Genomic DNA, 12,020 nt, shown 5'->3' with positions numbered 1-12,020 from the left:
TACAGGAGCGGCTGGTGAACTCGGCTGCTTTGTTTTTTGATGACTATGATTTCCCTTGGCCTGATGAGTTTGAACGGTGGATGGAACGGGGTGCTGACTATAACGAGTGGAAGCTTGAACCCCTGGTGGCAGACCTGAAAGGGCTGCTTGCCCGAGCGGACCGGCCGGAGTATATTTTACTCGATTATCCTTTCGCCTATGTACATAACGAACTAAGCCGGTTTATTGATTATGCCATATTTATCGACACTCCGCTTGATGTGGCTATGGCCAGAAGATTCATCCGAGATGATAAAGATTCCGCAAGCAGCGATGTGACCCGGGAAATGGAAGGATATTTGCGTGGAGGCCGGGAGGCATACTTGGCAATGCTTCATACCGTTCTTCCCTCATCCGACTATGTGGCAGATGGTACGCTGCCTGTAAATGACCTTACAGACCTGCTGTTGGAGCAAATCAAGCACAAAGGGAGTGAAGACAATGAAGCCAGCAAAACTGCAAGCCGGTGATGAAATCCGGATTATTTCACCTTCCATGAGCTTAGGGGTTATAGCGGAAGAGCAAATCGTGGCAGCAACAAAGAAACTGGAGGCTTTTGGGTTTACCGTTTCTTTTTCCAAGCATGCTTATGAAAGAGATGGCTTCGATTCGTCTTCGGTGGACTCCAGACTTGAGGATCTCCACAGCGCGTTCAGCGATCCTAAGGTAAAAGGGATATTGACGACGCTTGGTGGTTTCAATTGCAACCAGCTGCTGCGGGGGCTGGATTTCGGCTTGATTGCAGCGAATCCCAAACGGTTATGCGGCTATTCTGACATTACGGTACTGCAGAATGCCATTTATGCCAAAACAGGACTGATCACCTACTCCGGTCCTCATTTCTCTACACTGTCCATGCGTCACGGGAATGAATATACTTCCGATTATTTTGTCAAAATGATGATGGAAGATGAAGAAGTGGATGTATTGCCTTCGGAGCAGTGGAGCGATGATGCCTGGTTCTTGGATCAGGAAAATCGTGTATTCGAAGCAAACGCCGGGCCTTATGCCATTCACGAAGGTTACGCAGAAGGCACTATAATTGGTGGTAATCTATGCACACTGAATCTGCTGCAGGGGACAGAGTTTATGCCCAGCCTGAGGGACGCGATTCTTTTTGTGGAAGATGACTATGAATCCCGCCCGGGGAACTTTGACCGCGACCTGCAGTCGCTGCTTCATCAGCCCGGCTTCGCACAAGTAAAGGCTCTGGTCATCGGGAGATTTCAGCGTGCTTCACAGATGACCCCGGAAATATTACGCTCCATCATTAAGAGTAAAAAAGAGCTGCAGCACCTCCCGGTAATTGCCGATGTCAATTTTGGGCATGTCTCGCCGATCTTTACCTTCCCTGTTGGCGGACGTGCTGTGGTGAAGGCCTCTAAGCAAAAAGTTGAGCTGCGGATCTCAGAGTAGCCGGTATATAGCCATCACTGGCATTCGAACAATATTCGCGAAAAAAATTTCCTGTTCTTTGCTAAGTTACAAGGGCGGTCAGGTCATGGTAAACTAGGATAAGAAAAAAAGAGGAGAGGAGCGCTGACTGTTGCGTAAATATTTGGATTTACTTCAGGATATATTGGATCATGGCACGGAAAAAAGCGACCGGACAGGTACCGGTACGATATCCGTATTTGGGCGCCAGCTCCGCTTTGATCTGCAAGAGGGTTTTCCGCTGGTGACAACTAAGCGCATTCACTTGAAATCGGTAGTTTATGAACTGCTGTGGTTTCTTAGAGGAGAGACGAACACTTCCTATCTGAAGGAGCACGGTGTTTCAATCTGGGACGAATGGGCAGATGAGAACGGGGAGCTGGGACCCGTATACGGTTCCCAATGGCGGGCCTGGGAGAGCGCCGACGGCCGGATTATTGATCAGATTTCGAATGTGATCGAGTCGATCAAACATAATCCCGATTCCCGCCGTCATATCGTCAGTGCCTGGAATGTGGGCGAGATTGAGCAGATGAAGCTGCCGCCTTGCCATTTTGTGTTCCAATTCTATGTAGCGGACGGCAAGTTGTCCTGCATGCTGACGATGCGTTCAGTGGACACTTTCCTGGGATTGCCTTTTAACATTGCCAGCTACGCTCTGCTAACACATATGGTTGCCCAGCAGACCGGCCTTGAGGTTGGTGATTTCATCTGGTCCGGAGGCGATGTGCACATTTATACAAACCATCTGGAGCAGGTCGCCAAGCAGTTGTTCAGAGAGCCTTATGCGCTGCCTACACTGAAGATTCTCACAAAGCCGGACAGTATTTTTGATTATACCTTTGAAGATTTTGAGTTTACTGATTATGTTCATCATCCGGGAATTAAAGCACCAGTGGCTATATAGTCTTTGTTGGAAACATTTCTGATGATTCCTTGAAAAGGGGGCTAAAATATGAGTATAAGCATGATATGGGCAATGGGTGCTAACGGTGTAATCGGCAAGGACAATGATATGCCCTGGCATTTGCCGCGTGATTTTGCCTTTTTCAAATCCGAAACTTTTGGTAAACGAATGCTAATGGGCCGTAAGACGTGGGAGTCGCTCGGGGGCAAACCCCTCAAGGACAGAACGAGTATTATTATTACCCGGGACCGCAGCTATGCTCCGGAGGGAGCAAAGGTCGTGCACACCGTGGAGGAAGCGCTGGCTGAAGGCGGCAAGGGTGATGAACTGATGATTATTGGCGGTGCGGAGATCTACCGGATGTTCCTGCCGTATGCCGATAAGCTGATTGTGACCCGGATTGAACATGAGTTTGAAGGCGATACGAAATTTCCTGAGGTAGAGTGGAGTGAGTGGACAGAGATTTCCAACACCCCAGGAATTCGCGACGAAAAAAATCCGTATGATTACCGATTCTATGTTTATGAACGTACGGTTTGAAGAAAAAGCGTTTTCTCTGACACAACATGTGAAATAGTACAAATAATCAGCAGATTAATCCATTACAGTGCGAAAGTATAGAATGCTACTATAATTAAAATTAGAAATGCTAAACTTAAAAGTAGTATAGAATGTGCAGGTACTTCATTGCGCTGAAACGACATGAGTCTGCCGCAATATGTTACAATGTACTATACATCAACACGAAGAGAACGGATGGGGGAAACGTAAATATGTCTACACCTACTGGATTTATGGAGTATAAGCGCCAGCTCCCAGGAGACCGGGATCCTGAACAGCGCGTGAAAGACTGGGAAGAATTCCACCATCATTTAACCGAGGACGAGCTTCGGACACAAGGCGCCCGTTGTATGGATTGCGGAACCCCTTATTGTCATACAGGTATTGATATGGCCGGCGGAACTTCAGGATGCCCTGTCCACAATCTCATTCCTGAATGGAATAATCTGGTGTACCGGGGACTGTGGAAGGAAGCACTCGAACGTTTGCATAAGACGAACAATTTCCCTGAATTTACGGGCAGCATCTGTCCGGCGCCTTGCGAAGGCTCCTGTACCGTCGGTCTGATCGGCCAGCCGGTTACGATCAAGACGATAGAGCTTGCCATCATCGATAAGGGCTTTGAGGAAGGCTGGGTGGTGCCTTGTCCGCCGGAGAAGCGTACCGGCAAGAAAGTAGCCATCGTCGGCTCCGGACCCGCTGGTCTGGCTGCAGCGGCCCAGCTTAACAAGGCAGGACATACTGTAACTGTATTTGAACGCAGTGACCGCGTAGGCGGCCTGTTGACATATGGAATTCCGACCATGAAGCTGGACAAACGTGTCGTGCAGCGCCGTGTTGACTTACTGGCTGCCGAAGGCGTGAACTTCGTAGTGAATACAGAGATCGGCAAAGATATTCCGACACAGCAGCTGGTTGATGAATTTGATGCGGTTGTCCTCTGCGGCGGTGCGACCAAGGCGCGCCGTTTCAACGTCCCGGGAGCTGAGCTTAAGGGTGTCATGTATGCGATGGATTATTTGAACGGCACGATTAAGAGCTACTTGAACTCCAATCTGCAGGATGGCAACTTTGTCTCTGCTGCAGGTAAGGATGTTATTGTGCTTGGCGGCGGTGACACCGGTTCTGACTGTGTGGCAACTTCGCTCCGCCATGGCTGCAACAGCATTACCCAGTTTGGTACGCATGACAAAGCTCCGCTTGAGCGTGATCCGATTGCCAATCCTTGGCCGCAGTTTCCGAATGTGTATACGCTTGACTATGCACAGCAGGAAGCCAAGGCAATCTTCGGCGATGATCCGCGTGAATTCTCAATCATGACTACGAAATTCGTAGGTGATGATGAAGGCAACCTCAAGGAACTTCATACCGTGCAAATCCGCCGGATGGTAGATGAGACCGGACGTAAGATTTATCAGCCGGTTCCAGGTACGGAGGCTGTATATCCGGCTCAGCTTGCGCTGATTGCGATTGGGTTCGACGGACCGGAGCAGGAGATGATCGAGGAGTTGAACCTTGAGACAGACCGCCGCAGCAATGTGAAGGCTCGTTACGGCAAGTTCAACACGAACGTGGATAAAGTATTTGCCGCCGGTGATATGCGCCGTGGGCAAAGTCTTGTGGTCTGGGCGATCAATGAAGGACGCGAAGCTGCACGTGAAGTCGATAAATATCTGATGGGATCGACAGTTCTCGTCTAATCTATAATGAATATCTGAACATGAAACCTTAAAAGCCGTCTTTCACAGTATAAGCTGTGGAAGACGGCTTCTTTAAATTGGAGCTGATTTAGCTGACAGGTGAAGATTAGGCGGTTGCCTAATCTTCCAGCTTGAAGTGTTCGACTTTTTGCTGCAAATCTCCGGCCATTTTGGACAGCTCACCCGATGAAGAGGTGATCTCTTCCATCGAAGCAAGCTGCTGCTGGGTAGCAGCTGTTACATTCTGGAAGGCATCGGAAGCGGAACGCGAGATGTTCGAGATCTCCTGGACAGATGCTGCGACTTCTTCTGCACCTGCTGACATTTGTTCAGTGATCGCAGAGATGTCATGGATCTGTCCATTGATCTTGGCTGTGGAATGTTCAATGCTCGTGAAGGCCTCTTTGGCTTCTTCGGTTACTTGCATACCAAGCTCGACATCTGCCGACACTCTATTCTGGATGGTTTCATAGGTCTGATCGATCAGTTCGGTCATCTGAACAATAGTGTCTTGGATATTGCCGGCGGTCATTTTAGACTGATCAGCCAGCTTGCGCACCTCGGCGGCAACTACTGCGAATCCTTTGCCATGTTCCCCGGCGCGTGCGGCTTCGATTCCTGCATTCAATGAGAGCAGATTAGTCTGTACGGCGATAGTGGAAATGGCGCTGCTCATTTCCGAGACCTCGCTGTTTAGGCCATTTAATTGTCCAATAAGCTCAGCCGACAGTTGCGTAGATTCCCGGATGGCGTTCATCTGCTTGCTGACCTGCTCGATCTTGCGGCTCCCGACGAGCACATCTGCTCCTGTATCGGTCGAGGAATCAACGATGGATGAGGCGGCTTCGGCTATTTTTTGAATGCCGGAGGACATTTCTTCCATCGCCCGCGACGTTTCAATCATCGCAGCGGTTTGAGTTTCGGCACCATTCGAAGACTCCTCTGCCAGCCCGGCTACGTAGGCTGTTGCTTTGGAGTTCTCCTCGGTAGTCGCTGTCAGCTGCTGGCTCGAAGCAGCCAAGAGGCCGGACGTATCCGAGATGTCAATCACGATATTCCGCAAGGAATCGACCATGAGATTGTAGTTCTCAGCTAATTGGCCAATCTCGTCTGTACGGTCAATCACAATTCGTTCATTCAGATAGCCCTCGCTTACACGGCGTGCCGAGTTGTTGAGGTTGGCGATTGGACGGGAGATTGCCCGGACAATAAAGTACATTATTACCAATGCAACAATCAGGGCTGCTCCGAGAACCATTAAGCCGGTATAGAGTATAGGCAGGGAGGCATCTGAGAATTCTTGTGTGGTTAAGACACCGACAATCGTGAAGCCGGTAATTGGATCAGTGGTGTAATATCCCCGCATATCAAGACCCGAATCCGGATTGGTATAGGACAGCGCTCCGCCCTCATTTGAAAGCAGCTTCACCACATAGTCGTCGATCTCTTCTCCTGCTGTTTTGACAGGATGGGACACAAATTTATGATTGCGGTCAACGACATAAAAGTAGCCTTTATCTCCCAGCTTAACCTGGTTGATTCGTTCGCTCATCGCTTTAAGGCTTAGGCTAGTGGTTAGAGCTCCTTTGCCATCCTTCAGTGTTTCCGAGATAAACAGGTTATAGTTGCCCGTAGTGGCGGAAACGAAGGGATCCACAATGGTAACTTTGCCTGCATTTTTCATGGCTGCCTTATACCAGTCTCTGGTACGCGGATCGTAATCCTGTTGCTTGCCGGGATCCGGTGCCTTCATCCAGGAGCCTTTTTCATTACCCACCGTAAGGATCTCCAGCTCTGGATGTTCTTTCATGAACAATTCAATGAGTTCACGGGCTTCCGGTGTTTGAGCATCAATGTCGGCGGAAGTGAGCTGCTGGCTGAGCTGCTGAACATTTTTCATAGCTGCATTTACCGTTTCATTGATTGTAGTTTTCAGCAAATCCACACTGGCATGTGTCGATTCCTGCATCTTCAGCTCCAATTGTTTGCTTGCACTGGAGTAGGAGAAATAACTCACGAGGAGGACTGGGATAACCAGCATAATCGTAAAGATCAACATCATCTTCCTCTGAAGTGAACGGGATGTGAGTTTGCGGATGATTTTTCTAATATTTGTGTACATTGTTATGACTCCCCCTTGGTTGCATAGAAGCAGATTAGCTTGTAAGCAGCTGCTCCTTGTGAAATGTTATAATGATATATTCGGTTTATTGACACAATAATTTCATATGTCTATATTTGAATATGAAAGAATTAACATACATCCTGATATAATTTTACATTGTAAAGGATTAATTGCACTGAAATTGGAGAGAGTGGAAACTGGTGGATCTCTCAGCGGGCTTGACGAATTTTGCATTATCCTTTAAATTGAATACCATATTAATAGCGTAATAGCGTTGATCAAGGATCTACGTTTCTGGAATCGCTTGGATCAGAGAGAGGACTCACCGGCTGAAAGGTCCTTCATGAAGCGAGAGAAGTGTACCCTGCCTTGAAAGCTGCTGCACTTTGGAAAGACATTAAGGTGCTGCCGGCCCCGGCCGTTATCCGGAATTGAGGACTGTCAGGCACAGCTTGGCGGTTGAAATAGGGTGGTATCACGACGCATTCGTCCCTGACGGATGTGTCTTTTTGCGTTTTCTTAAGAAAACTTGAGAAATTGTGCTAACCAAACCAGAGAGGGCTGAACCTTATGCGTCAAAGTCAACTACTTGCTACAACCCTTCGCGAAGCTCCGGCTGAAGCCGAGACTGCAAACCACCAGCTGCTGCTGCGTGCAGGATACATCCGTCAGCTGGCGGCCGGAATCTATACCTATTTGCCTCTTGGCCGCCGTGTGCTGCGCAAGATTGAACAGATTGTCCACGAGGAAATGGGTGCCGCGGGTGCACAGGAGATCCTGATGCCCGCGATGCAGCCTGCTGAGCTGTGGAAAGAGTCGGAGCGATATGAGGTCTACGGCAAGGAGCTGATCAAGCTTCAAGACCGTCATGACCGTGAGTTTGTACTGGGGCCAACCCATGAGGAAGTAATAACTTCACTGGTACGGGGGGAGATCAATTCCTACCGGAGGCTGCCGCTGACTGTGTTCCAGATTCAGACCAAGTTTCGTGATGAACGCCGGCCGCGTTCCGGGCTGCTGCGGGGCAGGGAGTTCCTGATGAAGGATGCCTATTCCTTCGATACCAGTTGGGATGGGCTGGACGAATCTTATGTTCGAATGTATAACGCCTATCAAAGGATTTTTGAACGCTGCGGTCTGCTGTACCGGGCAGTGCATGCCGATTCCGGGGCCATAGGCGGCGAAGGCGGGAGCCACGAGTTTATGGCGCTTTCCGAAATCGGAGAAGATACCATTGGTGTCTGCTCCGTCTGCGATTATGCTGCAAATCTGGAATTGGCTGAAGTTCGGTCTCCTGAGGGAGAGCAAGAAGTACGCACGATAAGAGGGGACCAACCTGCTGCCGAGAAGTTCCATACACCGGACATCCGGACGATTGAACAACTCGAACAGGAATTGCACATCCAGCCTGAGGAAATCATCAAGACGCTGATATATGAAGCCAACGGTCAATTTTATGCCGTACTGGTTCGCGGTGATCATGAGGTCAACGAACATAAGGTGACCAAAATGATCGGGGCTAGCAACATCTCCCTGGCGGATTATCAAGCTGTGCAGCATGCCGCCGGAGTAGAGAGCGGTTATGTCGGTCCAGTCGGTCTTTCGCTGACCGTGCTGGTTGATTCGGCAGTCGCGGCCATGGAGTCGGGTATAGCGGGTGCCGGAGAGAAAGATTACCATCTCCGCGGTGTCGTACCCGGACGGGATTTCAGCCTCAAGCATGTGGGTGATCTCCGAAATGTCTTGGAGGGGGAGGCTTGTCCGAATTGCGGACAAGGGGTACTGCACTTTCATCAGGGAATTGAAATCGGCCATGTTTTCAAGCTGGGTACCAAGTACAGTGAGAAGCTGGGAGCCACGTATTTGAACGATTCAGGCAAAAGTGCTCCAATGATTATGGGCTGCTACGGGATTGGCATCTCGCGGTTGCTGGCTGCTGTAGCCGAGCAAAATCATGATGAACAGGGTCTTATCTGGCCCCAAGCTCTCGCGCCTTACAATGTTCATATTCTGCTGATGTCAACCAAGGACAAAGAGCAGACAGCGGTGGCTGAACGACTGTATGCACAGCTTACCTCTCTAGGGATTGACACGCTTTATGATGACAGGGATGAGCGTGCCGGGGTGAAATTCAAGGATTCCGGACTGATCGGTATTCCGGTTGCGATTATTGTAGGCAAGGATGCTGCAGCGCAGAGCGTTGAATATATGGACCGCAAAGCCAGCACTAAGGAAGTACTGGATATTACAGAAGCGGTTATGCGGATTGCCGGGACTTTGAAATGAAGTGAAAGTTTAATAGCAGCTTGCGGCGTTTTTGATTATGTATTTGAATCCCCTGCCAATCTTAAGATTGGCAGGGGATGATTGTTTAGCCGGAGAAATTGCCTGCAGCGGCAATTCCGCTGAAGTTTCTCGCCTGGACGTTATTAAATGGATCTGTGACAGCTGCATTGGTGAAGATTTCAACCGTATACTGAATTTGCCCGGTTGCCACAATGGCAGCAGGGGGGACATCTACAGCAGAGAAACCAAAAGCTTCATTTTCCCTGCTGATCGCCACCCCAAATGTTGTCGTAAAAATAATGGTTCCATTTCTGCGAACTCTAAGGGTATTCGTATTGAACAAGGGATTGTTTTCCGTCTTTACATATCCAGCCAGCAGCACGCGGACGTTGCTCTGATTCTCAGGCAGTACCCCTGCGGTCTGAATCCCGATATCTCCGAATACCAAAGGGGTAGCCGCTAATGGAATCACAACTGGAGTTGCATCGGAAGCTGCCTGGTTCGATAAACGTAAATCTACAAATTGAATGGTCATAGGATATTCACCTCCTTAAAATTAATATATGAGAAAACCGTCGTGTTGCTTGGACTAACTAACGGATATATATGAAATTATTAAAAAAACGAAACCTACTCGACTTATGATAGTTTTTAAATCAATTGGAGATCCAGATTCAGACTTGCCTCGATTAGCATTGTGATGTGTGTATGGCGGAAAATATGAGGTGTTGTATGCTTTTTTACATTCGTTAGCTTCAAGAACCTTGCCATACGTCTGACGAGTTTTTCAGGACAGAACGGAGTCCCATTATGGTTTGTAAGTATAAAAAGGGTTTCTATAAAATTGTTATGTGTCTCTTGATAGTGCTTATATCTTTCCTCCTGTTTGATTTTGAGCTAAAACGAGGAAAGTACATGGAAGCCCTGAGGGAATTCCGCCTGTGAGTTGGGTGCTCTGTGAATTTATACATCAAGAAAATGGGTATTAATAAAAAAATCTGATGGTGTGCATCTTATGACTTAGAATTGAGGCTGTGTAAATATGCTGGAAGCCATTAAGTGTGGGCCATGGGCGCAGTAGGCGCGGCGGGGCCTGTAGGAGTGCAGTTGGGATCCGTAACAAAGATAAATCCTCTAAGCGTTTTAGTCGATAGCCGGCTGGAGCTTTCAGAGGATTTTTTGATTGTCCCAGAAACGCAGGCAAAGCTGAGGGGCACTATAGGGGTTCAGGAAATTGTAATCCGAAAAGCACTTGTTGCAGGCATAGGTTGCTGCTGATCCGACAAACTAGAATTTGATGATTATGAGATGATATTTATTCTATTGGAATATCTGGGCTCAGTACAACTTATGATTCTTATCTTTGTTCCTGCAAAAACAATACGAACACTATCATCAATAGACGAGGAACTCGATTTGTATCTTGCTTTTTGATAGTCGAACTCGTTATCTGAGAGAATATTTCATAATCCAACTAATCATGCGCTATATGGTTGCGGAGACAACACTACAGTTTGCTTATTTTCTTCATCAGCACATTATCTGTGAAGGAGCGGTGTCAGGACGTTATCATAAACAACAGCACCTACCGCATTTGGGCAGGTGCTGTTTATTGATTATGACTTCCACACTGGCCTGATATACTTCAAAAACCGCTCCGGATCGTGATAAACGTAAATGATTCTCCCAAGGGAAGTATCAAAGCAGTAACCAGTGCCTGCAAAATCAAAAGTTGCCATTGCCCTTTCCATCTTTTCCTCTACACTACGATTTTCCTGCTCATAATTGAATGGCCCATGATCAAAAACAATATACTCGGCTTCGGGAACATCAATCATAAGCATTTGAGGTGGTACTTCACCTTTATAATCAAAAGGAAGACGTACACCAAAACACTCTGTACGCGGAATACCCCAATCGCAGAGTCTGCCGTCCGGGTCATTAATGTAAGCCATAATCTGACCGCTGCCGCCGTTAGATTCACTCCCGCCATCGTCATCCAATTTGCCCTTGATACTATCGAGTAAGCCGCAAATTGTTTCGCAGTCCTGTCCCGGAATAAGACTTTGCTTTTGCCAAAAATCCCAATACCCATTACTCTCATAGTTTTTAATGTGCAAAAATTTGTGTGCGGGAATGGTTACAAAATAAATGTTAACATCATCTGTAGATTTGATCATACCAATCTCTCCAAATCTGAAAAAGTAGCGGTCGAAAGGGTTTATTTTTGTACGAAGGGCGACAGGCATAGGCTTTTTTCGGTATTCACTTGGAGTTACACCATATGTTCCCTTGAAAGCCCTGGTAAAAGCTTCATGTGATGAAAAACCATAATCAAAAGCAATATCCAAAATGCTTTTTTCACTATCCCGAACCTCTTTTAGTGCAAAGGCTAATTTTCTGTGCCGCAGATAATCCCTAAATTGCATGCCCGATATTTCCTTGAATTTTCTCGTAGTATGAAATTCGGAATAACCCAACTTGCGAGAAAGAAATTGTAGCGTTATTGCTTCACCGTTACGATTTTTAATACACTCGTCGATTTCATCAACGATTATTTGGATTTGCTTGTGCCACTTGTACATTCGGCTGTTCACCTCGTTTCAACCACTCTATAGTCATCATAGAGTAATGGAAATTGGATTGCTTGATTTTACTTGCGGAAAAGAGAGGATATATTTTATTCCTTAACTAGCCTAATATAAATTTTCAGCGCTTACACAACATCAAACACTAAGCGCAGATAAGGATACTACTCTGCCTTGGATAATATCAACGTTATCATTCAATGACAATTCAAACGTTTTGGTCCTAACCAAATACCAGCCCCACCTTATCGTATATATTTAATTAATTTCTTTTTTATCCCATTCGAAGAATATCTTACTTATTGTATAAGGAACGTATGTTTGGTTATAATACAAACAAATGTTCTTATTTTATCGGAGGCGATCAATCATGAAAATGA

The 12,020-nt window shown here is 47.2% G+C and carries 11 protein-coding genes; 7 read left to right on the top strand and 4 right to left on the bottom strand.

Annotated features, from left to right (window positions below; genetic code table 11):
• Positions 1–14: 14 nt before the first annotated feature.
• From MHI45_RS03045 to MHI45_RS03025, 5 genes are all read left to right on the top strand, one after another.
• On the top strand, positions 15–509 hold the full coding sequence (locus tag MHI45_RS03045) for a hypothetical protein (RefSeq protein ID WP_256718044.1): 495 nt from the start codon (positions 15–17) through the stop codon (positions 507–509).
• Positions 481–1,455: a S66 family peptidase gene (locus MHI45_RS03040; protein WP_076109542.1), complete on the top strand. Its 975-nt coding sequence runs from the start codon at positions 481–483 to the stop codon at positions 1,453–1,455. Before MHI45_RS03045 ends, MHI45_RS03040 begins: the two co-directional genes overlap by 29 nt.
• A gap of 130 nt (positions 1,456–1,585) precedes the next feature.
• Positions 1,586–2,380, top strand: coding sequence for a thymidylate synthase (locus MHI45_RS03035; RefSeq protein WP_076109543.1), 795 nt, complete (start codon positions 1,586–1,588; stop codon positions 2,378–2,380).
• A gap of 48 nt (positions 2,381–2,428) precedes the next feature.
• On the top strand, positions 2,429–2,920 hold the full coding sequence (locus MHI45_RS03030; protein WP_038592908.1) for a dihydrofolate reductase: 492 nt from the start codon (positions 2,429–2,431) through the stop codon (positions 2,918–2,920).
• A gap of 233 nt (positions 2,921–3,153) precedes the next feature.
• Complete coding sequence (locus MHI45_RS03025; protein ID WP_076109544.1) at positions 3,154–4,641, top strand: glutamate synthase subunit beta; 1,488 nt, start codon at positions 3,154–3,156, stop codon at positions 4,639–4,641.
• Positions 4,642–4,759: 118 nt separating this feature from the next.
• On the opposite strand, the gene MHI45_RS03020 is transcribed toward MHI45_RS03025, so the two are convergent.
• Positions 4,760–6,763, bottom strand: a complete 2,004-nt coding sequence (locus tag MHI45_RS03020; RefSeq protein ID WP_076109545.1) for a methyl-accepting chemotaxis protein — start codon at positions 6,761–6,763, stop codon at positions 4,760–4,762.
• A 573-nt stretch (positions 6,764–7,336) separates the two neighbouring features.
• On the opposite strand from MHI45_RS03020, the gene MHI45_RS03015 reads away from it, so the two are divergent.
• Positions 7,337–9,052 carry a proline--tRNA ligase gene (locus tag MHI45_RS03015; RefSeq protein ID WP_076109546.1) on the top strand — a complete coding sequence of 572 codons (1,716 nt, stop codon included), beginning with the start codon at positions 7,337–7,339 and terminating at the stop codon, positions 9,050–9,052.
• Between the two features lie 85 nt (positions 9,053–9,137).
• On the opposite strand, the gene MHI45_RS03010 is transcribed toward MHI45_RS03015, so the two are convergent.
• Both MHI45_RS03010 and MHI45_RS35095 read right to left on the bottom strand, forming a co-directional pair.
• On the bottom strand, positions 9,138–9,587 hold the full coding sequence (locus MHI45_RS03010) for a hypothetical protein (RefSeq protein WP_076109547.1): 450 nt from the start codon (positions 9,585–9,587) through the stop codon (positions 9,138–9,140).
• 116 nt (positions 9,588–9,703) lie between these two features.
• Positions 9,704–9,943, bottom strand: a complete 240-nt coding sequence (locus MHI45_RS35095) for a tyrosine-type recombinase/integrase (protein WP_083675502.1) — start codon at positions 9,941–9,943, stop codon at positions 9,704–9,706.
• Between the two features lie 177 nt (positions 9,944–10,120).
• On the opposite strand from MHI45_RS35095, the gene MHI45_RS35090 reads away from it, so the two are divergent.
• Positions 10,121–10,330 carry a DUF2577 family protein gene (locus MHI45_RS35090; RefSeq protein WP_368665124.1) on the top strand — a complete coding sequence of 70 codons (210 nt, stop codon included), beginning with the start codon at positions 10,121–10,123 and terminating at the stop codon, positions 10,328–10,330.
• A 338-nt stretch (positions 10,331–10,668) separates the two neighbouring features.
• On the opposite strand, the gene MHI45_RS03005 is transcribed toward MHI45_RS35090, so the two are convergent.
• A complete protein-coding gene (locus MHI45_RS03005; RefSeq protein WP_076109549.1) occupies positions 10,669–11,637 on the bottom strand; it encodes a helix-turn-helix transcriptional regulator in 969 nt (322 codons plus the stop codon).
• Positions 11,638–12,020: the final 383 nt, after the last annotated feature.

This window comes from Paenibacillus sp. FSL H3-0321 (genome assembly GCF_038002865.1).
Classification (GTDB): Bacteria; Bacillota; Bacilli; order Paenibacillales; family Paenibacillaceae; genus Paenibacillus_AQ.
This window is presented reverse-complemented; position numbering and strand designations above follow the sequence as displayed.